This is a genomic window from Dehalogenimonas sp. NIT-SK1 (assembly GCF_055384165.1).
The window spans coordinates 36416-56004 of the sequence record NZ_AP042352.1 but is presented as its reverse complement, the minus strand read 5'-3'; the positions used below and the strand labels follow the sequence as shown (position 1 = coordinate 56004).

Here is a 19589-nt window from a genome sequence, read left to right as displayed (position 1 = left end):
CGTTATTAAAGCGTCTGGATTCTGGATTGAACTAATTACCGAGGCCGAGATACTTCTTGCGGGCCTCTTCATTCTCCAGAATGGTGGACGCTTCACCTTCCAGCGCCAGGCGTCCGGTAACTAATACATAGGCGCGTTTGGAAAAATCCAGTATACGCCGGGTATTCTGCTCGATTATCATCAGCGCCATGCCGGATTCATTAATCATCCTCAGCTTATCAATAATGGTTTCAACCGCCTTATGCGATAACGAGGCCAGGGGTTCATCCAGCAGCAGCGCCCGCGGGTTGGCCATCATGGCCCGAGCTATAGCCAGCATCTGCCGTTCCCCGCCGGAAAGACTGCCGGCGTAAAATTTCCGCCGCCGCTCCAGCTCCGGAAACATCTGGTACATACGTTCAATATCTTTCTTGACACCGGCTTTGTCTTTTCGGGTAAAGGCGCCCATTTCCAGGTTTTCCTGGATATTCAGATTGGCAAATACGTTGTCAGTCTGACTTACATAACCAAGTCCCATGGATACCGTTTTATCCGCGGGCTTACCGGTAATATCCTGGTCGTTGAAAATGACTTGCCCTTCAAACAAACGGGCGAATCCCAGAATTGCCTTGAGCAGAGTGGATTTACCGCTGCCGTTTGGCCCTATGATGGCTACATTGCCGCCATTTTCCAGACGCACGGAAACATCGTGAACGATATGCACATCTCCATAGCCGGCGACAATATTCTTGGCTACCAGGATATCACTCATTTGCCGCCTCCGTGAGTCCGCTGCCAATATATACTTCAAAAAACACCGGGTCATTAACCACCTGCTGCGGTTCACCCTGCAGCACTATTTTGCCGCGGTCCATGACATATACCCAGTCAGCATAGGCCATCAGCAACTCCAGCCGGTGCTCAATAACCAGAAAACTCATCTCTTTTTCTCGCTTGAGCTTGTCCAGTTCCTCAAAAATCTGCTTACCCAATACCGGATTGACTCCGGCAGCCGGTTCATCCAATAACAAAAGCTCCGGTTCCGACATGAGCGCCCGCCCGATTTCCAACAGCTTCTGCTGTCCACCGGACATTTCCCCGGCCTTTGCAAAAGTCAGGTGACTGATATTGAGCAGTTCCAGGAGTTCCATGGCGCGGATAGAAAGTCTTTCTTCATCCCGGTGCCAGCTGCCCCGGCGGAACAGGCTGTTAAAAACCCGATCACCGGGTTGATTGCGGGCGGCAATAATCATGTTGTCCAGTACGCTCATACTGGGAAACAACCGGGGGAATTGAAAAGCGTTAGCCATTCCCAGGTCATAGATCTGGTGAGGCATCATTCTCTCAATGTCACGGCCGGCAAAAGTTATCCGCCCGCTGCTGGATGGCCGAAGGCCGTATATAGAGGACAGCAGGGTCGTCTTGCCGCAGCCGTTAGGGCCGACCAGGCCGATGAACTTGCCCCGGCCTACTTCCAGGTCAACCCCGCCGACAGCGCACAGGCCGCCGTAATTCTTAACCAGGTTTTCTACTTTGAGGAGGGATTCAGCCATCGTATAGCCCTCCTGGTTCCCAGAGTATTAATCTTGCTCTCCTTGAACAGGCCACCGGGGCGGTACATCAGTATCAGGATGATAGCCAGACCGAAGAGGATGTTCTGGAGATTGGTCGGGTCTATCGGCAGGGTAACATAGTCCTTCAGGATAATGGTACCGCGCTCGAAGATCTGAACCGCCGCGGCACCGATGATAACGCCGATATTGCTCGCCGGACCGCCCAGGATAACCATCATCCAGATAGTGAAGGTGATAATGGGCAGGAAAGAATCCGGAGTGATGTAGCCGAGAAAATTGGCAAAGAGCGCACCGCCCAGCCCGGCCATAGCCGACCCTATCATGAAAACAATAGACTTGTATTTAATACGATTCTTGCCGATGGAGTCGGCTGCTATCTCATCATCGCGCAGCGCGCGCATGATGCGGCCGAAGGGAGAGTTGGACAGGTAGCGCATGAAGATGTAGCACAGCAGGAGAACTCCGGCTACCAACGCCAGATTGAGCCACATCCGAAGGGCAAAGTCATCAGCGGCGAACACCGAGGGAATATTAATACCCCAAACACCGTTGGCCAGCCAGTCCTCGGACTTAAAGAAAATACGCAGGATTTCGCCGAAGGTAAGCGTTGTAATAGCCAGATAATCTTCACGAAGCCGGATGGCAGGCAGGGAAATCAGCAGACCAAACAGGGAAGCAATAACAGCCGCCAATACCAGAGCAAGCGGCCAGAAAACCCCTGCCTCTATCATGATGGCATAACCATAGGCGCCGATCATGAAGAAGGCCACCTTGCCGAAGTTGGCCAGCCCGGTATAACCGTATTCCACGTTAAGCGACTTGGCTACAATGGCAAAAATGCCGATGTAGGTTAAGGCATTCAACGTATATACAAGAATAGCATCCATTTAATTACCCTTGAACGCTTTGGCCAGCCCCTGCGGCCGGAAAATCAATACTATAATTAATATTATAAACGGTATAGCCATGCGGTATTGGGTGGACAAACCGATTTCAGACAGCACCACAACGCCGATATTCTCTATTAGTCCAATGGCGAAGGCAGCGATCATGGCGCCATAGAAACTGCCTATGCCGCCGAGTACCACCACGGCAAAAGTGGGCAGGATTATGTCCCAGCCAACGTATGGCGTAATGCGCGTTTCCACAGCCCTGAATAACCCAGCAATACCGGCCAGACCGGCGGACACGAACCAGGTGATCATCAGCACGCGAACGGTATTGATACCGGCAGCCATTGCCAGCTTGGGATTAGACGCGGTCGCGCGGATGGCTTTGCCGATCTTGGTACGAGTCAGCATATAATGCATCCCAAGACCGACAACAACAGCGGTAACGATAATGATTATCCAGTGAAGGCTGATGCGAAGGGATCCGATTTCATAGATAGGCCATGCAATACCAAAAGTGCGGGAAGAAAAACCCCAGATTTCACCGGAAGTGTGCCGCAGGATGAAACCAAGAGCCATGGAAGCCACCATCAAGTGAATGATTGTGGTCCCGGCCTTGTCGGCCAGAGGTTTAAAAACACCTCGGTAGCTTAAAAAACCAACGATGCCGGCTCCCAGGAAAGCCACCGGATAGGCTACCGGCAGTGGCCACCCCAACTGTTCGGCGATAAAATAACCCAGAAAGCCGCCCACGGCCATGAATTCCGCGTGAGCGAAATTGGGGAAACGAACAAGCCCATATAAAAGTGTCAGCCCTACCGCCGCAATAAGGTAAAGGCTACCGGTAACCGCTGAATTTAATAAAATTTGTTCCCAGTTCAATCTCAGTCACTTCGTAAAAAAGTCGCGTTAATATACCAAAAGAGTCCGGCAGTAGCAAATCAGTAAATGATAATCAACTTAACAAGCGGTCAATCCGCTGCCCTGGCCTGTTGACGCCCCGGACTTTTGATTATAAAATATTATACAGGAGATAAACTGATATGCCTATTTATGAGTATCGCTGTATGGATTGCCGCAAGAAATTTGACCTGCTGCGGCCGATGAGTCAATCGACGGAACCGACCGAGTGCCCCGTATGCAAAGGTCAGGCAAGGCGCATTGCCTCGACCTTTATGGCTAAGGGCTCCGGCGGCCAAAATCTCGGCGGCGGGGGCGGATGCTCCAGCTGCTCTTCCTCATCATGCTCTAGCTGCGGTTAGAATTGCCGGATGACGGTTACCCGCCGGCTGTGCGGCAACGGTTTATTTAACTTGCTGCTGTTCATTCGTAGTGTGGTATGCGCTGTTGTGCCAACGTAAAGGGTAAGTTGCGCCTGTTTAACTTCCAATGAAACAGGGTAAAAATTGATCCCAGAGGTTCTTACCTATCCAATGCATTATGGCCCCTGGTCAGTGGTGACTTATCCTGTCCGGTGTCGGAGCCAAAAACCTTCACCGAAAACTTAGTGAGTTAGTCTTCAACAGCCCGCACCGTAAGCGCCAGTAATCTGACCCAGAGTATAAATTACCAATTCTTTCCTTTTCGGGTTAAAATACTCTCAGCCTGTCCCTGTCTCAGGAGGCAATAATGGCCGATGAACACCGGGAGAGCCACCACAGCAACCACAGAGAGAACGGAATAAAGCCCGGCAACAACCGGCATACCGAACACGGGCAAGATAACGGCTCCGAGGGAAACCGCCACGCCGGCCATCATACCGCTGATTTTGCCCGCAGGTTCTGGATATCACTCATTGTTACCATCCCGGTACTGGCCCTTTCTCCGCTTATCCAGGACTTTCTGGGTTTGGAGTTAACCTTCACCGGTGATGCTTATGTTCTCTGGGTATTATCGGTATTCATATATGTTTACGGCGGCCGGCCATTCCTGACTGGTCTGAAACGGGAGTTGTCACAGCACAATCCCGGAATGATGACACTGATAGCCATGGCCATTTCAGTGGCTTTTTTCTATTCCAGCGCCGTTACCTTCGGGCTTGAAGGAGAAGTGTTTTACTGGGAACTGGCTACACTGGTAGATATCATGCTGCTGGGGCACTGGCTGGAAATGCGCTCCATCATGAGCGCGTCCCGGGCACTGGAAGAACTGGCAAAACTGCTGCCGGCGGTTGCGCACCGACTAAGGCCGGAAGGTAAAACCGAAGAAATCCCAATCAAAAGCCTGGTAAATAATGACCGGGTTCTGATCAAACCCGGTGAAAAAATCCCGGCGGACGGGAAAGTAGACTCCGGAGAAAGCACCGCCGATGAATCCATGCTGACCGGTGAATCAATGCCGGTCAGCAAAGGACAGGGCGATCAAGTCTTTGGAGGCTCAACTAATGGGGATGGTTCACTGACCGTCACCGTGAGCCGTACCGGTGAAGAGTCATACCTGGCCCAGATGGCTCGACTGGTGGGAGAGGCTCAGGCCTCAAAAAGCCGTGCCCAGGACACCGCGGACCGGGCTGCCCGCTGGCTGACCTTAATAGCGCTGTTTGCCGGACTAACAACGCTGGCCGGCTGGCTGTTATTAAGCAGCCAGCCGGCTGTCTTTGCCATAGAACGCATGGTTACGGTCATGGTTATCGCCTGTCCCCATGCGCTTGGCCTGGCGGTCCCGCTGGTTATTGCCGCATCAACCGGTCTGGCGGCGCGTAACGGCCTTTTGATACGCAACCGCATTTCCTTTGAAAGCGCCCACCGCATTGACGCGGTGGTTTTCGACAAGACAGGTACCCTGACCCAGGGGAAATTCGGCGTCACCGATAGCGTTGTCCTGGATGAAAAATTGAGCCGCGAGGAATTGCTGAATTACACAGCCGCGGTGGAATCCCATTCAGCCCACCCCATAGCCCAGGGTATTGTTGCAACAGCCCAAGCAAAAGAACCATACGAAGTCACCGATTTCAAATCACTTTCCGGCCGCGGCGCGCGGGGTCGCGTCCGGGAGCATGAAGTGATTGTGGCCAGCCCGGACTACGTTGCCGAACTCGGACTGGATTACGACAGCCAAGAGATAACCAAACTTCTAAAGCAGGGCAAGACCCTAGTCTTTACCATAATCGACCGTCGGGTTTCCGGCGCCGTTGCTCTTGCGGACATTATCCGGCCGGAATCTTCAGAAACGGTCGCCGGGTTAAAAAAGCTCGGCAAAAAGGTCATAATGATGACCGGCGACCGTGAAGAAGTCGCCGCCTGGGTAGCCTCTGAACTAAAGCTTGATGAGTATTTTGCCGGAGTGTTGCCTGAGGATAAATCTTCCAGAATTAAAAACCTTCAGGCGCGGGGGCTGTCAGTCGCCATGACCGGTGACGGGGTGAACGATGCCCCGGCACTGGCACAGGCAGACCTGGGTATCGCCGTGGGCACCGGTGCCGACATTGCCCGGGCAACAGCAGATGTCATCCTGGTACGCAGTAATCCATCTGATGTAATGTCCATTTTTGACTTGTCCCGGCTGACTTCCCGCAAAATACGCCAGAACCTCGGATGGGCTACCGGCTACAACGCACTGGCTATACCCGCAGCGGCCGGTTTATTCAGCGCCTGGGGCGTCATGCTCAGCCCTGCTGTGGGAGCGGCGCTAATGTCATTATCTACCATTATTGTGGCTGTGAATGCCCGGCTGCTGCGGTTATAAAACGGAGGGGGACCCATGAAAACTAAAATATTATCAGGACTTTCATTGTTTTTACTCAGTCTTATGATGTTCACCGGTTGCCAGAATGGGAATATCAATGAATACCGGTTGGGAGAAAGATTCACCCTGAACCCTGGCCAAACGGCTGTAATTGAACCCGAAGGTCTAAGAGTCAAATTTGAAAAAATCCTGAACGACAGCCGATGTCCCGGAGATACGATCTGCATCTGGCAGGGACAAGTCCAAAGCCTGTTAACCATAAGTGTTGACGGAGAGGGAGAACAGCTGACACTGACACAGTCCGGGTCTGAACCGGCTGCTTTTCAAACATATCACCAGTTTTATTTTGAATTCAGTATAACTCCCTATCCCGAATCTGAAGAGCCCCTCCTGCTATCCGACTACCGGCTGAACTTGAAAATCACTCGACTTGGCTGACATTCTTTGGACTTTGATTAAATTGATGGTAAATTATAGAAGGTGGAGTTTTTTCCGCCATGCTATCTCAGGGCAAAAAAGATACCAATAGAAGGAGGAATATTTATGAAGTATCTGGTTTCCGGCGAACAGGTAACTCCGGCAGAATCCCATGAAGACCAGGTTAAATTCCTAGAAGCCGCTAAGGACTGGGTCGCTAAAAGCAAAGCCGAGGGAAAAATCGAGGGAGCCTATAGTTTTGCGGACGGCGGCGGAATGTTTGTTGTTGAAGCCAAAGACCATGACGACCTCATGGAATTCCTGCTGACTTTCCCTCTGGGTCCTTTCAGCAACCTGGATATACGCCCCTTGCTGGACTTCAGCCGCAACGCTGACCTTACCATCAATTCTATCAACAAAATCCTTTAAAACCGCTCAGATACAGATAAAAAACCCTTCTCTTTGAAGGGTTTTTTATTCCGCAACACGCAGCCAATCCTTGCTTAGAAGCAGGACATAAGCTATACTCTCAGCTTAAGATAACGTATAGTTAAATTCGGTTGGGAGGTTGTTTCTGTGGACGAATCCAGATTCCCCAAATGTCAGGTGTGTAAAAGCGGAGACCTGGTTCCACTGTCAGACTTCGGCAATCAGGGCGCGGCAATTCATTACAAAGCTTGGGTGTGCACCAATCCCGAATGCGGTTACAACCTGAAGATCCGCAACGGGGACGTCTATATCAATGAACCCATCGGGGCCGGTGCCAATAACATGCGCCAGCGCAATTCCAGCTACTGAACCGGATTCAAGTCTTTTTCATGTTCGGGCATCTTTTAAGGGGCCATGACAGGTTCCTGAATTTCTTATTTCCACGCTACTGCCTTGGCTGCGGCAGGGAAGGCGCTTACTTCTGCCAGCGCTGTCGTCCGGACCTGCCGTTCCAGCATCCGCCCTTTTGCCGAAAATGCGGCAAAAGCATGGACCACCATCATAGCTGTGATATCCTGGCTCCTGAACTTGTGTCTTTACACTCCGTATTCCGTTTCGAAGGAATCATCAAAAAGGCTGTCCATCAATTAAAATACAATAACCTGCGGGATATTGGCGCTCCCATGGGGGGCTTTATGGCCGACTATCTGAAGATTAATGATCTGCCGGCTGATGCCCTGGTACCGGTGCCGCTGCATAAATCCCGCCAGCGCGACCGGGGTTATAATCAGTCAGAACTGCTGGCCCTTACCCTCCACCGACTGACCGGTATGCCGGTATTTTTTGACAGCCTCAGGAAAATCAAGTCAACGCAACCTCAGGCTGAAAGTCAGTCAGTCGAAGAACGCCGAGCGGCTGTTATTGGCTCCTTCAAGTGTTATAATAAGAAGCTGGAAGGCCGGAACATTCTGCTTATTGATGATGTGGCCACGTCCGGCTCCACTCTGAGTGCCTGCGCCGTAGCGCTTGCTGAAGCCGGAGCAGCTCAGGTCAGGGCACTGACCCTGGCCCGGGAAATATAAAACAGGTTCAAGGAGGAAACTATGGAACTCATCATCACCGCCAGGAACCTAACTCTATCCGAAAATACCAGGAAACAAATTGAACGCAAGTTTACCAAAATAGGACGTCACCTGCCGCAGGCGCGGGAACTCCGTTTGGAATTAACCGAACAGGCAACCAAAGCGGCAAAGGACCGCTTTGTCGCCAGGGCGGTTATTGATGTTCTCGGCCCTACCATCAATGCGGAAAGCCGGGCTTCCAGCCTGCCCAATGTTATAGACCAGCTGGTAGAGGTGCTTGACCGACGAGCACACGATTTTAAGACCAAGGGAGCCGAATTCAACCGGGAAAGCCAACGTTTTGCCGAACCGGCGCTGAGTGGTACCGGTGAGGGCAACCGCCCCCGGATAGAAGTTGAACACTACGCTACCAAACCAATGTCGGTTGATGAAGCGGTCGCCGCATTGAGTGACTCCAAAGATGATATTCTGCTGTTCCGAAACGAACGTGGAGAGGTTAATCTCCTGCGCCGCAGGAATGATAACAGCTTTACCCTGGTGGTGAATGAAGCAGCCTGAGGAGGCGCCTGACATATATGCTGAAGTCCAAAAACAGATTCTTATATCTTGCCCTGCTGTTTTTCCTGGGCATAATAACTGTTCTGGTGGCTGACGGCTATATGGGATTGTATGACACCCTGAAGCTCCGAAGCGGCGAGTATGAACAGGTTTTTGAAGCCGATTACTGGCAGCGAGGCGCCAGCCAGGTTTATTACAGCGTCGGCGGTGGCGAGACTATTAACGGCACCTACATAATAGACAACCGCCGGTTTTCGGCTTACCAGGGAAATCTGACCATTACACTTGAAAGAAATCAGCAGCCGTTATCGGCCATCACCAATGAGGATTTTTCCGTCACCTCATTCGGAAAGCAGGAATTCGACTTCACTGTCGATACTTCCTCCCTGGCTCCGGTTCAGGACGATAACCTGCTGGAATACACACTGGTTATTCAACATGGAGATACCGAACGCCGTATCATATTCAATGTCAGCCGCCTGCCGGTACCGGCTGCTGCGGTAGCGTGAAAATACTATGAGATTTATTTATGTTCTTTACGGTTTCGGGATATTGCTGTCACTGGCCGGGGTGGCCTTCCTGGCTGCTGAATACATCCGGTTCCTGTCAGATCCGGGCAAACTGCTGGCCTTGATCCTTGCGGTAGCCATGTTTACCTCCCTGACCCGATATTTTGAGGAGATAGGATACTAAAATGCTTACGGTTTCTGCGGTAATACTATCCTTCGGGCTTATTATTTGGCTGGCAGTCAGAGGCTTCCGCGGACAATCGGTCAAGGCCCATCATATTACTTACGGGCTGGCGGTAATAACAGCGGTATATACCGTGGCTTTTTTCCTCAGTATGGATATCCCCGAATTATTTAAAATTGTATTCAGTATCATCATCGGTGTAGCGCTTATATTTATCGCTTCGGCCATGCAGCGTCGACGGGAAGACAGGGAGAACTCATAATCATGACCAAAGATGAAAAGCGGTCAGCGAAATATGACATCATTGAAACAGCGGCCGGCTGGGTCGGTATTGAAGTATCAGAACAGGGCGTAAGGAAGCTGACGCTTCCGGCAGATAACCGCGGCGCCATGCTCGCGCAAATGGGCATTACTGAAAATGACCTTACCCCGGGAGCCGGGGGAGGCCTGGGTGGCCGCTTGAAACGCTTCTTTTCCGGTGAACCGGTAGTTTTCCAGGAGCCTTTCGACCTGTCAGGAACTACTGACTTTCAACGGCAGGTATATGAAGCCGCCTGCCGTATTCCCTACGGTCAAACAGTCAGCTATGGTGAACTGGCCCGTACCATCAATAAACCGGGCGGAGCGCGTGCCGTCGGCCGGGCTCTCGGAGCCAACCCGCTGCCAGTAATAATACCCTGCCACCGGATCGTCGGAAGTGACGGGTCACTAACCGGATTCTCCGGCGGGCTGAATTCCAAGAAACGGCTACTGCAGATGGAACAGAATTCCGCGGCTCCCTAACGTCAAAAACCCCCGACACAACCACCACCGGGATTAGCTATCTGCCGCGAAGGGTCCGATATTCCGCGGCGTATTTTTCCATCAATCCTTCCGAAGCCAAACTATGGTAGCGGTTATCACCAATAATAATATGATCCAATGCCCGAATATTCATGGTCGAAGCGGCAAATACCAAATCACGGGTAATGTTTCGATCCTGTTGACTGGGTGACGGAACACCCGAAGGGTGATTATGTACAAATATCATAGCCGCCGCCCCAAGCTGAAGGGCTTTTTCCACCACTTCCCGGACCCAAACCACCGAAGCGTTTACCGTACCTCGGGACATCTCGGCAATTTCCATGATACTGTTTTGACTGTTCAAATACAGCACTTTGAACACTTCTTTTTTCAGACCGGACATAGAAGAATAGAGATAGTCATAAACTTGTTGCGGGGTAACGCAGTTTTCCGGGAACGGCTGCTGACGGGCACGCTCTTTCAGCAGTTCCCGAGCGGTTTCGGCTACCAGCCGTATGGCAAGAGAGTTAACCGGACCGATGCCTTCAACCTGCTGCAGGTCCTCGGCGGAAGCTTCCAGCACTCCCCGCAGCGTTTTGAAATGTCTGAGAGCCGCCTTAGCTGCCGGTTTGCAGTCACGCCGCGGCGTGCCCAGTGTCAGCAGGAGCTCCACCACTTCATAATCATGGAAACCTTCAAGGCCGCTTTTGAGAAAGCGCTCACGCAAACGCCGCCGATGTCCTTCGGCGGCGTTATTTATTATTTCAGGCTTATCAGGCATAGTAAATCGGGGTTACTTTAGCAGTTTTGCCCGGCTTTAACCACCCGGACACCGGTCCGCTATTTACTCATGAAGCTCGTAGGCGCCTTCTTCATTATGCACTTCGTCTCCTCGGAGCGGTGGATTGAAGACGCACATCATCTTCATGTCTTTAGTGCCGCCGCGCAGGATGTGCCGGTCATGCTTATCCAGGGCATACAGCACCCCGGCTTCCAACTGATGAATTTCTCCGGTCGCCAAATCTTCAATACTGCCGTTACCGGCAATACAGTATACCGACTCCAGGTGGTTTTTATACCATATAGGAGTCTCAGTACCGGCTCTTATGATTGTTTCATGGAAAGAGAAACCCATACCATCGTCCTTCAACAGCAGGCGGCGGCTGACCCAGTTGCCATTGGGCGCCTTTACCTCCCGTTCATTGCCGATACAGTCTTCTATCCTACGAATAATCATGGCCGTTCCCCGTAACCAGACTTTCTTTCTTTTCCAGTACTGCGCCGATAGCCTCATCAATAATGTCCAGGCCAGCCCGCAGCACCTCTTCTTCAATAATCAGCGGCGGCAGCAGTTTAAGCACGTCATCATTAGCCCCGGCCAGCTCAATTATCAAACCTTTTTCGAAAGCTTCTTTAGAAACTTCGGAGCAGAAATTTTGAATCGGGATGCGCAAGCCATTGATCAAACCTTTACCCCTGACGGTAGCCTCAAGCTGCGGATACTTGGCGGCAATCTCGGTCAACCTTTCCCGGACTATATTCTCCCGATAAGCGACGGCATCGGTCATGTCATTGCCCTGCCAGTAACTGAAAAGCTGGGTTGCCGCTACAAAAGCCAGATTGTTGCCCCTGAAAGTGCCGGTATGTTCGCCAGGCCGCCACTGGTCCAGTTCAGGGCGTACCAGCATCATGGCCAGCGGCAGACCACCGCCGATAGACTTGGAAAGAGTAATTATGTCCGGGCTGATGCCGGAACTCTCAAAGCTGAAAAAAGTGCCTGTTCGCCCGTTGCCTACCTGAATATCATCTACAATGAGCAGAATATCATAAGAACGACAGATCTGCTCGACCTCTCTCAGCCACTCGTCGGAAGCCACATTGACGCCGCCTTCAGCCTGGACGGTTTCCAGAATGATAGCCGCCGGCAGATCAACACCGGAACTGTAGTCATCCAGGAATTTACGCAGGTATTCAGCGGTATTAACATCCGGCCCCAGGTAACCGTCAAAGGGCATAAAAGATACGTTGGTACGGTTAATGAATGATTCATCACGGTAGAAGGCGTTTCCGGTAACCGCCACCGACCCCATGGTCAGCCCGTGAAAGCCGTTGGTGAAGGAAATGATGTTGCTGCGGCGCTTGACCATGCGGGCCAGTTTCAGGCTGGTTTCCACAGCATTGGTACCGGTAGGACCGGTGAACTGGATCTTGTATTCCATGTGACGAGGCTGCAATATGGTGGAATAAAAGGTTTCCAGAAAATCACGCTTGGCGGTGGTGGCCAGGTCAAGACCGTGAATAACACCGTTGCCCTTGATATATTCGATCAGCGCTTCACTTACCTTGGGGTTGTTGTGACCGTAATTCAAAGTGCCGGCCCCGGCAAAAAAATCAATGTACTCATTACCGTGGTCATCAAAGAGCTTGGCTCCTTCCGCCGTGGCAAATATAGCCGGGAAGGAACGGATATAACTCCTGACCTGTGATTCGAGTTGTTCAAAAATTCTCATATTTACTCCTTACTTGAATTATTGGGACTGGCCGGCAAAGGGCCGATGCGAAGCAATATCTCCGCTTCATGACCTTCTCCCAGCAACCTTTCCGGAAACAGCTCCCGCTCAGAGATCCCTGTCTCCAGGTTTTTGGCTAGTGATTCAAACAGTGTCCGGGATGCCTTATTGGAAGGATTGACCGAAAGCTCCAGGTAGACCGGAGGATCTTTTTGATAAAGAGCGGCCAGTAGCTCCCGCAGCAGTCCGCGGGCAATTCCCCTGCCGCGAAAATCAGGATGTACGGCTATTTGCCAGACAAAAAGCGTGTCCGGCTCATCGGGGCGATAATAAGCGGATACAAAACCAGCCATCCGCCGCTTTCCGTCAGTTTCCGCCACCAGGCAGGTGCCACGGAAATGGCTGGCCAGCAGAAGATACAAATAAACTGAATTCAAATCCAGCGGCGCGCAATCTTTGACCAGCTGGTGAATAAGGGGACCGTCTCCTGTTTCAGGATGACGATAATTGATATTGTTCATAAAAAATCTACACTAAGAGTAATTCGGGTACCGACTCTCCAGAGATATTATACAACCTGCCGGAATACCGGCGGCTGAAAGCCATCATCGTTTTACAGAGTCAGGGGAAAAAGCGGACCACAATCAGATATTTCATTTTCGAAATCAATTGAATCGGCAAAATCGCCGGGAAATCAATGAAGCTTTATTCATCTTAACCTATCAGGCATTTCATTTCAAGCTTACCTGGAAAAAATGTCCATTATTATGGTTCCCTTCCCGTTGAAAAACGTTATCAATGGTCGGACTGCAACTGATATTCGAGGAGCATCTCCCGCTCAGCATCTGATAATTCGACCTTATCCAGTAACTCCGGGCGCTGCCTCACGGTAAGCTTCAGCGATTCCTGTCGCCGCCAGCGTTCAATTTCCGCGTGATTGCCGGAAAGCAGTACCGGAGGTACCTTCAAGCCCCGGAATTCAGGCGGCCTGGTGTAATGTGGATATTCCAATAGTCCGCAGCTGTGGGATTCATCAACAGCGGACTGACTGGAACCCAGGACACCGGGTACCAGCCGCAGCACCGCGTCAGTAACTGCCATTGCCGGTATTTCGCCGCCGGAAAGGACATAATCACCGATACTGATTTGGTCGTCGATCACCATTCTCACCCGCTCGTCAATACCCTCGTAATGACCGGCTATTAAAATAAGCCGCGACTTATCTGCCAGTTCGGCTGCTATCTCCTGGTTGAACAGGCGCCCTCCAGGAGACAGCAGAATTACCTTCGTCTGGACATCTGCTTCAGCTTTTACGGCCTCCACCGCTTCACAAATCGGCTCCGGCTTAAGCACCATGCCGGCGCCGCCCCCGTAAGGGGCGTCATCAACTATGTGATGGCGGTCATGGGTATAATCTCGGATATTATGCAGACGGATGTCGATTATGCCCCGGTCCACGGCTCGTTTCAATATACTGGCATTAAACGGACCGGCGAACATTTCCGGGAACAGCGTTAAAATATCAATGCGCATAATAGTTTCCATTTCACTTATTGGTGACATTAGATTTTACCATAATGATTCCAAGCCGGCGGTAGTCAGGCACGAAACCACTGGAAAAAGGCGATATTAGGCGTTTCTGAAAGATATTAGAAAAACACGGTGAACAGCCACTACTCCCCGGGTAAAAATTCTTTAGCTAAGCGCCCCTGAAATAACCTGTATTATCTTGACCAAGCCGATAATTGGTAGTATATTGAGTATGTGGGAGAAAACCCACAAATAATATAACTGGCGAAAGGAGGAATGGATGGTAAAGAGACAAGCCGTTCTAGGAATCTGGCTCTTTCCTTTTAAATGCTCCTCGCTGGAAGGTCAGGCGTCCTAGAGGTTGATGTCAGCGGGGAGCCTGGAGGAAGGCTCTTGAGCTTTCCATAAATTGGGTTGAAATCCGTCTGGTCCAATGATCAGAAAGGGAAAGTAGAGAGCGAAGCGGACCTAATTCAGGTAAATAAAATTTAATAGGATTTCCGAGAGCGGGTGTTATAGCGGACTAGCTAAGCACCCGCTCTTATAATTAGGCTGTCGCCGACGCGGGCTTGAGTAAGCACCGCGGCGCTGCCTCCTTTTACCGCTATCTCCAGATATCCGGCTGAACCGATTATAGCCAGCAGTCCGCTGCCTTCGGCATAGGAACGCTGCAGGCCGGAAACCAGATGTCCTCTGAGGTCAACACGGAAACTCCCTCCTTCCGGCAGTTGGGCGGTTCTGACATCGGTAATAATATTGCCAAAAGCATCAATGTGAATAACGTGCCCGGTGATGGAACCGTCCGGGTTATTCTCAGGCTCCGACAGCGGTAGGGTATAAAGCCGGTCAACCTCTTCACCAAAAGCATTCATCAGAAATCCTTGGGACAAAAGCGCCGCCACTGGAGCCATGATATCCCGTCCATGAAAAGTATCCGATAACGGCCGGCGGAAAAAACGGGGATTGTTTACCACCACGGCCTTGATTTCCCTGGCCAGCTTAACCTGATGCAGTCGTTCATCCGTTTTTTCAATTGCTCCGGTGGTGCAACCACGCAAAACATAGGAAAAGACACCGTTGTCAGGCCCAACAAAAGTGCCTTCGGGAGTCCGCAGGATGACTATACGGCGGTTGGTACCGACTCCAGGGTCAACAACTGCTAGATGAACGGTAGAGGCCGGAAAAAAGGGGTAGACGGTACCCACCACGAAGGCGGCTTGAAAGATATTCTGCGGGTTAATACGATGAGTTATATCTACCAGCTGGGCTGCCGGATTGGTGCTTAGAATCACCCCTTTCATGGCCGCCACATAGCCGTCTTCGGACCCGAAATCCGAGGTAAGAGTGATTACGGCATTCATTTCAGCCTCCGCGCCAGCCGTCGGCAGGTATTAGATTATCAGCAGTACCCAGATAGAGATCAAGACAAAGAGTATTACCAGCACGATAGTCAGCTGGAAAAGTGATTTCTCAATGCCACGCTTGGTACGAAAAACAGTATCGGCCTGACCGAAAATACCGCCCAAACCACCACCCTTGGCCTGGAGCAGGGCGGATAAACCAAGCGCGATAGCCACAATAATCTGCGCAATTAACAAAAAGGTGAGCATATTTTTAACCTTCCTTGAGTTTCCGTTTAATAATCTCAGCCGCGGCTTCCGGATTAGCCCGGCCTTTGGACAGCCGCATCATTTGTCCGACTAAAAATTTGAGGGATTGCTCCTTACCGACATGGTAATCTGCCACAGCTCCCGGATTGGCGGCAATAACTTCAGCCGCCATACCTTCAATAGCCGCATCATCGGAAATCTGGGATAACCCCTTCTCTTCAATTATCAGTTCCGACGACCTGCCGCTGCGGTACATCTCATCAAGCACTGTTTTGGCGGTCGCGGTATTAATCTTGCCTCCCAAAGTAACCCCTATAAGATCAGACAAAGCCTCGGCTGGGACTCTGGCGGCGAAGGAGGTAATATCAACACCCTCAGTGTTCAGTATTCGTGATACTTCACCGTTAATCCAGTTGGCAGCGTCTTTAGGGGTCATTTTAGCAGAAACCCCGGCAACCGTTTCAAAATAGTCGCTCGTTTCCCGTGACACCGTCAGCAATGCGGCATCATAATCAGAAAGACCATAGTCACTGACAAACCGGGCTTGGCGCGCGTCCGGCAACTCGGGCAGGGCAGCTTGTATTTCTTCAATCCAGGCTTGGTCAAAAGCCAGCGGCGGCAGGTCCGGTTCCGGAAAGTAGCGATAATCGTGAGCGAATTCCTTGGATCGCTGTGAAACAGTTACCCCGCGTTCTTCTACCCATCCCCTGGTTTCCTGGCTGACCCGTATACTCCGGTCATAATTTTCCGCCTGGCGTTTTACTTCATAATCCAAGGCCCGATAAACCGCCCGAAAGGAATTCATATTCTTCACTTCCACCTTGGGATTTAAGCCGGCTTCACCTGCCGGTCGCAGGGAAATATTGGCATCGCAACGGAAAGATCCCTCGTCCATGTTAGCCACCGAAACACCCAGACAGCGCAGGATTGAACGTAATTTTATCAAATATTGCCGGGCTTCTTCAGGGTCTCTCATATCCGGTTCGGAAACAATCTCCATAAGCGGAACGCCGGAACGATTTACATCAACCAGCGAGTGCCCGGCGCCCGCTTCATCACGATGAAGCAGCTTGGCCACGTCTTCTTCCAGATGCACCCGGGTAATACCGATACGGCGCGTACGGCCATCAACATTGACATCCAGCCAGCCCTCACGTCCAATAGGTTCATCGTACTGGGATATCTGGTAGCCCTTCATCAGGTCGGGATAGGCATAATTCTTGCGGTCGAACTTGGAATTCGGCGCGATGGTACAATTCAGCGCCAACGCTGTCATCATGGTAAACTCAACCGCCTGTTTATTGATAACCGGCAATACTCCAGGCAACCCCAAACAAACCGGACAGACACGGCTGTTGGGCGCGGCAGAGGCATAGTCGGACGCACAACGGCAGTACATCTTGCTGGCGGTAGCCAGTTGGGCATGCACTTCCAGGCCAATAACTGTTTCGTATTTCTTTTCGGTTGCAGTATTCATCAGCTTAACTTTGTAAGTATAACAATACGGACAGGCGCGGGCAACACGGTAATGCTGTCAGAGAATAATAAGGACCGGCTTTAAATACCAAGCTGAAAACCCTGTCTTATTGCATCAAATTCAGCAGAATAGTATTATCTAGCTTTGAGGAGCTTTATGGACTATCAATCACCACGGGGAACTCAAGACATCCTGCCGGAAGAGCAGTCTTACTGGGAATACGTCCGAGACCGGGCGACAGATACAGCGAAGCGCTACGGTTACGGACGGATAGATACGCCGGTATTTGAGGACGCGCGCTTATTTTCCCGCACCGTCGGCCAGGATACCGATATAGTCAGCAAGGAAATGTACACTTTTGTCGACCGCGGCGGCAATGAACTGACGCTGCGACCGGAAGGTACGGCCCCGGTTTGCCGCGCCTACATCCAGCACGGCATGAGTTCACGGCCACGGCCCGTTAAACTCTTTTATCTGGCCGATATTTTCCGCTACGACCGGCCTCAGGCTGGACGCTACCGGCAGCATCATCAGTTCGGTTTCGAAATTATAGGTGATGCTGATGCCGCGGCTGACGCCGAAGTTATTGAACTAGCCTGGCACTTCTACAGGGAATTGGGTCTGACCACTCTGCCGGTACAGCTCAATTCCATCGGCTGCCCTGAATGCCGCGGCGGCTATATTACCGCGTTAAAAAACTACTACGCCCCCGAAATTGAACATCAGTGCCAGGACTGCCGTAGCCGGTTCCAGAACAATCCACTCCGGCTGCTGGACTGCAAAAGGCCTGGTTGTCTCAACCGGGCGCCCGGAGCGCCTTCGGCAATTGAATATTTATGCACCGATTGCCAAGCTCATTTTGAACGGCTGACCGGACTATTGAAATCAGTTGATATTCCCTATGAAACTAACAAATGCCTGGTCCGCGGTCTGGATTACTACCGCCGTACTGTTTTTGAAATTCAGCCAGTTGAAGAAGGGGCTCAGTCAACCATCGGCGGCGGCGGACGCTATGACGGGCTGATTGAACAATTGGGTGGTGAAAGCACGCCAGCAGTGGGTTTTGCCACTGGGATCGAACGCATTATTCTCAATCTAAAACGACAAAACGTTCCGGTTCCGACGACAACGGCACCGCAGTTTTTTCTAGCCTGGCTGGGTGAGGCATCCGGCCACATGGCTTTCGGCCTGGCAGCCGAATTAAGAGGCAAAGGTTTCCGATTGTTGCAGTCACTGAGCAGCCGCAGTCTTAAGGCCCAATTGCGCCAGGCCTCCTCCCTCGGGGTCAGCTATTGTCTTATTATTGGAGAGACCGAGATGGCAAACGGCAGCGTCATATTGCGGGATATGGCGGGGTCCGGACAAAGAACTATTCAACTGCAACAATTGATACCTGAGCTTAATTCACTCGTTTAGGCATCACCGCGGCAGAGAGCAGAATTCCACGTAAAATGGTATAATGCGTCGTTCAATGCAGATACCGGTGAGAATAATTTGCCCGCAGTACTTTAATCAAGTAAAATCTCACATCTAAAATCTGGTAAAGGAGCGGGCGATGGCTCATAGCGGAGAAGAGCAGGCTAAACTCAAAAAAAATAATACTCAGGCGGCTATTGAATATGCCCTGGCCGGCCGCTGGCGTGATGCCGTAACAGCTAATAAAGCTATTCTCGACCTTTTTCCGGACGATATAGAAGCGTTGAACCGCCTGGGGCGGGCTCACATGGAACTGGGCGAGTACACCGAAGCGCAACAGGCCTACCGCCGATCCAAAGAACTGGATCCATACAACAGCATAGCCGACCGCAACCTGAAACGTCTTAATGTACTTTCAACTTCCGGCCCTGGCAAAGCCAGTGTTGAGGGTGACAGGATCGAGCCAAAGGTATTCATTGAAGAAATCGGCAAAGCCGGAGTAGTTACTCTGGTTAATCCGGCCCCACCACAGGTACTGGCCAGGGTGGACGCCGGAGATAAAGCCCAGCTGAAACCGGGCAACGGCAAACTTACGGTTGAAACCGGCGATGGGGAATATCTCGGCATCGTGGAGGTTCGGCACGCTCTACGGCTGGCCAAGCTGATCAACGGCGGCAATAAATATTCAGCTACTATTGTCAGCGCTGATGAAAACAAGGTTGCGGTAATGATCCGAGAAATATATCAACATCCGTCTCAATCAGGACAACTGTCCTTCCCGGCCCGTCACAAAGCTTCGGCTCCGAAACCGGAACTGGAAGACCCATCGCTGGACGATATCGAAGCTACTCCGGAGGAAGAACCGGAGCTGGTTGTGGAAGAATCGGATGATGAATCCTATCCTGACGAAGACGAGGAAGAAGATGAAGAGGATGAAGAGGAACTGGAGGTTTAATT

At 51.4% G+C, this 19589-nt stretch carries 25 protein-coding genes; 13 read left to right on the top strand and 12 right to left on the bottom strand.

Annotation, left to right across the window (positions count from 1 at the left end; translation table 11 throughout):
- Positions 1–31 precede the first annotated feature (31 nt).
- From ACZ48S_RS00305 to ACZ48S_RS00290, 4 genes are read right to left on the bottom strand one after another with little or no spacing between them, the layout of a single operon-like run.
- Positions 32–751, bottom strand: a complete 720-nt coding sequence (locus ACZ48S_RS00305; RefSeq protein ID WP_464212935.1) for an ABC transporter ATP-binding protein — start codon at positions 749–751, stop codon at positions 32–34.
- A complete protein-coding gene (locus ACZ48S_RS00300; protein ID WP_464212933.1) occupies positions 744–1532 on the bottom strand; it encodes an ABC transporter ATP-binding protein in 789 nt (262 codons plus the stop codon). Before ACZ48S_RS00300 ends, ACZ48S_RS00305 begins: the two co-directional genes overlap by 8 nt.
- Positions 1508–2440, bottom strand: coding sequence for a branched-chain amino acid ABC transporter permease (locus tag ACZ48S_RS00295; RefSeq protein ID WP_464212931.1), 933 nt, complete (start codon positions 2438–2440; stop codon positions 1508–1510). Before ACZ48S_RS00295 ends, ACZ48S_RS00300 begins: the two co-directional genes overlap by 25 nt.
- Positions 2441–3325: a branched-chain amino acid ABC transporter permease gene (locus ACZ48S_RS00290; protein WP_464212929.1), complete on the bottom strand. Its 885-nt coding sequence runs from the start codon at positions 3323–3325 to the stop codon at positions 2441–2443.
- A 161-nt stretch (positions 3326–3486) separates the two neighbouring features.
- Between ACZ48S_RS00290 and ACZ48S_RS00285 the strand changes: the two genes are divergently transcribed.
- The 11 genes from ACZ48S_RS00285 to ACZ48S_RS00235 all read left to right on the top strand — a co-directional run bounded on the left by ACZ48S_RS00285 (position 3487) and on the right by ACZ48S_RS00235 (position 10089).
- Positions 3487–3705: an FmdB family zinc ribbon protein gene (locus ACZ48S_RS00285; protein WP_464212927.1), complete on the top strand. Its 219-nt coding sequence runs from the start codon at positions 3487–3489 to the stop codon at positions 3703–3705.
- A 367-nt stretch (positions 3706–4072) separates the two neighbouring features.
- On the top strand, positions 4073–6127 hold the full coding sequence (locus tag ACZ48S_RS00280) for a heavy metal translocating P-type ATPase (RefSeq protein ID WP_464212925.1): 2055 nt from the start codon (positions 4073–4075) through the stop codon (positions 6125–6127).
- A gap of 15 nt (positions 6128–6142) precedes the next feature.
- Complete coding sequence (locus ACZ48S_RS00275) at positions 6143–6565, top strand: hypothetical protein (RefSeq protein ID WP_464212923.1); 423 nt, start codon at positions 6143–6145, stop codon at positions 6563–6565.
- A gap of 105 nt (positions 6566–6670) precedes the next feature.
- Positions 6671–6973 (top strand): DUF3303 domain-containing protein, encoded by a 303-nt coding sequence (locus tag ACZ48S_RS00270; RefSeq protein WP_464212921.1) that lies wholly within the window; start codon positions 6671–6673, stop codon positions 6971–6973.
- A gap of 147 nt (positions 6974–7120) precedes the next feature.
- On the top strand, positions 7121–7342 hold the full coding sequence (locus tag ACZ48S_RS00265; protein WP_464212919.1) for a hypothetical protein: 222 nt from the start codon (positions 7121–7123) through the stop codon (positions 7340–7342).
- 20 nt (positions 7343–7362) lie between these two features.
- Positions 7363–8055 (top strand): ComF family protein, encoded by a 693-nt coding sequence (locus ACZ48S_RS00260; RefSeq protein ID WP_464212917.1) that lies wholly within the window; start codon positions 7363–7365, stop codon positions 8053–8055.
- A 21-nt stretch (positions 8056–8076) separates the two neighbouring features.
- Positions 8077–8613: a ribosome hibernation promotion factor gene (locus ACZ48S_RS00255; protein ID WP_464212915.1), complete on the top strand. Its 537-nt coding sequence runs from the start codon at positions 8077–8079 to the stop codon at positions 8611–8613.
- A gap of 17 nt (positions 8614–8630) precedes the next feature.
- The gene (locus tag ACZ48S_RS00250) at positions 8631–9122 is read left to right on the top strand and encodes a hypothetical protein (protein WP_464212913.1); all 492 of its coding nucleotides are present in this window, start codon (positions 8631–8633) and stop codon (positions 9120–9122) included.
- A gap of 7 nt (positions 9123–9129) precedes the next feature.
- Positions 9130–9306, top strand: coding sequence for a hypothetical protein (locus ACZ48S_RS00245; protein ID WP_464212911.1), 177 nt, complete (start codon positions 9130–9132; stop codon positions 9304–9306).
- Position 9307: 1 nt separating this feature from the next.
- On the top strand, positions 9308–9568 hold the full coding sequence (locus tag ACZ48S_RS00240) for a hypothetical protein (RefSeq protein WP_464212909.1): 261 nt from the start codon (positions 9308–9310) through the stop codon (positions 9566–9568).
- A gap of 2 nt (positions 9569–9570) precedes the next feature.
- Positions 9571–10089: a methylated-DNA--[protein]-cysteine S-methyltransferase gene (locus ACZ48S_RS00235; protein WP_464212907.1), complete on the top strand. Its 519-nt coding sequence runs from the start codon at positions 9571–9573 to the stop codon at positions 10087–10089.
- Between the two features lie 37 nt (positions 10090–10126).
- Here ACZ48S_RS00235 and radC read toward each other — a convergent pair whose 3' ends face one another.
- From radC to gatB, 8 genes are all read right to left on the bottom strand, one after another.
- Positions 10127–10870 (bottom strand): RadC family protein, encoded by a 744-nt coding sequence (radC, locus tag ACZ48S_RS00230; RefSeq protein WP_464212905.1) that lies wholly within the window; start codon positions 10868–10870, stop codon positions 10127–10129.
- A 63-nt stretch (positions 10871–10933) separates the two neighbouring features.
- A complete protein-coding gene (locus ACZ48S_RS00225; protein ID WP_464212903.1) occupies positions 10934–11326 on the bottom strand; it encodes an ectoine synthase in 393 nt (130 codons plus the stop codon).
- A complete protein-coding gene (gene ectB, locus ACZ48S_RS00220; protein WP_464212901.1) occupies positions 11313–12599 on the bottom strand; it encodes a diaminobutyrate--2-oxoglutarate transaminase in 1287 nt (428 codons plus the stop codon). The genes ACZ48S_RS00225 and ectB overlap by 14 nt, the downstream gene beginning before the upstream one ends.
- 2 nt (positions 12600–12601) lie before the next feature.
- A complete protein-coding gene (ectA, locus tag ACZ48S_RS00215; protein WP_464212899.1) occupies positions 12602–13120 on the bottom strand; it encodes a diaminobutyrate acetyltransferase in 519 nt (172 codons plus the stop codon).
- 274 nt (positions 13121–13394) lie between these two features.
- On the bottom strand, positions 13395–14132 hold the full coding sequence (trmD, locus tag ACZ48S_RS00210) for a tRNA (guanosine(37)-N1)-methyltransferase TrmD (protein WP_464214602.1): 738 nt from the start codon (positions 14130–14132) through the stop codon (positions 13395–13397).
- 524 nt (positions 14133–14656) lie between these two features.
- Complete coding sequence (locus ACZ48S_RS00205; RefSeq protein WP_464212897.1) at positions 14657–15490, bottom strand: SAM hydrolase/SAM-dependent halogenase family protein; 834 nt, start codon at positions 15488–15490, stop codon at positions 14657–14659.
- Positions 15491–15520: 30 nt separating this feature from the next.
- Entirely contained in the window at positions 15521–15739 is a 219-nt protein-coding gene (gene secG, locus ACZ48S_RS00200; protein WP_464212895.1) for a preprotein translocase subunit SecG, read from the bottom strand.
- Positions 15740–15743: 4 nt separating this feature from the next.
- Complete coding sequence (gene gatB, locus ACZ48S_RS00195; RefSeq protein ID WP_464212893.1) at positions 15744–17216, bottom strand: Asp-tRNA(Asn)/Glu-tRNA(Gln) amidotransferase subunit GatB; 1473 nt, start codon at positions 17214–17216, stop codon at positions 15744–15746.
- A gap of 156 nt (positions 17217–17372) precedes the next feature.
- Here gatB and hisS point away from each other — a divergent pair, with 156 nt between their 5' ends.
- Together hisS and ACZ48S_RS00185 are read left to right on the top strand one after the other, a co-directional pair.
- The gene (hisS, locus tag ACZ48S_RS00190) at positions 17373–18632 is read left to right on the top strand and encodes a histidine--tRNA ligase (protein WP_464212891.1); all 1260 of its coding nucleotides are present in this window, start codon (positions 17373–17375) and stop codon (positions 18630–18632) included.
- Positions 18633–18771: 139 nt separating this feature from the next.
- Positions 18772–19587, top strand: a complete 816-nt coding sequence (locus tag ACZ48S_RS00185; protein WP_464212889.1) for a tetratricopeptide repeat protein — start codon at positions 18772–18774, stop codon at positions 19585–19587.
- Positions 19588–19589: the final 2 nt, after the last annotated feature.

Coding starts and splice junctions, on each gene's coding strand:
- ACZ48S_RS00285 (WP_464212927.1), top strand. CDS start 3,487: ATGCCTATTTATGAGTATCGCTGTATGGATTGCCGCAAGAAATTTGAC.
- ACZ48S_RS00205 (WP_464212897.1), bottom strand. CDS start 15,490: ATGAATGCCGTAATCACTCTTACCTCGGATTTCGGGTCCGAAGACGGC.
- ACZ48S_RS00240 (WP_464212909.1), top strand. CDS start 9,308: ATGCTTACGGTTTCTGCGGTAATACTATCCTTCGGGCTTATTATTTGG.
- ACZ48S_RS00280 (WP_464212925.1), top strand. CDS start 4,073: ATGGCCGATGAACACCGGGAGAGCCACCACAGCAACCACAGAGAGAAC.
- ACZ48S_RS00295 (WP_464212931.1), bottom strand. CDS start 2,440: ATGGATGCTATTCTTGTATATACGTTGAATGCCTTAACCTACATCGGC.
- hisS (WP_464212891.1), top strand. CDS start 17,373: ATGGACTATCAATCACCACGGGGAACTCAAGACATCCTGCCGGAAGAG.
- ACZ48S_RS00260 (WP_464212917.1), top strand. CDS start 7,363: ATGTTCGGGCATCTTTTAAGGGGCCATGACAGGTTCCTGAATTTCTTA.
- ectA (WP_464212899.1), bottom strand. CDS start 13,120: ATGAACAATATCAATTATCGTCATCCTGAAACAGGAGACGGTCCCCTT.
- trmD (WP_464214602.1), bottom strand. CDS start 14,132: ATGCGCATTGATATTTTAACGCTGTTCCCGGAAATGTTCGCCGGTCCG.
- ACZ48S_RS00250 (WP_464212913.1), top strand. CDS start 8,631: ATGCTGAAGTCCAAAAACAGATTCTTATATCTTGCCCTGCTGTTTTTC.
- secG (WP_464212895.1), bottom strand. CDS start 15,739: ATGCTCACCTTTTTGTTAATTGCGCAGATTATTGTGGCTATCGCGCTT.
- ectB (WP_464212901.1), bottom strand. CDS start 12,599: ATGAGAATTTTTGAACAACTCGAATCACAGGTCAGGAGTTATATCCGT.
- ACZ48S_RS00235 (WP_464212907.1), top strand. CDS start 9,571: ATGACCAAAGATGAAAAGCGGTCAGCGAAATATGACATCATTGAAACA.
- ACZ48S_RS00185 (WP_464212889.1), top strand. CDS start 18,772: ATGGCTCATAGCGGAGAAGAGCAGGCTAAACTCAAAAAAAATAATACT.
- ACZ48S_RS00225 (WP_464212903.1), bottom strand. CDS start 11,326: ATGATTATTCGTAGGATAGAAGACTGTATCGGCAATGAACGGGAGGTA.
- gatB (WP_464212893.1), bottom strand. CDS start 17,216: ATGAATACTGCAACCGAAAAGAAATACGAAACAGTTATTGGCCTGGAA.
- radC (WP_464212905.1), bottom strand. CDS start 10,870: ATGCCTGATAAGCCTGAAATAATAAATAACGCCGCCGAAGGACATCGG.
- ACZ48S_RS00255 (WP_464212915.1), top strand. CDS start 8,077: ATGGAACTCATCATCACCGCCAGGAACCTAACTCTATCCGAAAATACC.
- ACZ48S_RS00270 (WP_464212921.1), top strand. CDS start 6,671: ATGAAGTATCTGGTTTCCGGCGAACAGGTAACTCCGGCAGAATCCCAT.
- ACZ48S_RS00245 (WP_464212911.1), top strand. CDS start 9,130: ATGAGATTTATTTATGTTCTTTACGGTTTCGGGATATTGCTGTCACTG.
- ACZ48S_RS00275 (WP_464212923.1), top strand. CDS start 6,143: ATGAAAACTAAAATATTATCAGGACTTTCATTGTTTTTACTCAGTCTT.
- ACZ48S_RS00305 (WP_464212935.1), bottom strand. CDS start 751: ATGAGTGATATCCTGGTAGCCAAGAATATTGTCGCCGGCTATGGAGAT.
- ACZ48S_RS00300 (WP_464212933.1), bottom strand. CDS start 1,532: ATGGCTGAATCCCTCCTCAAAGTAGAAAACCTGGTTAAGAATTACGGC.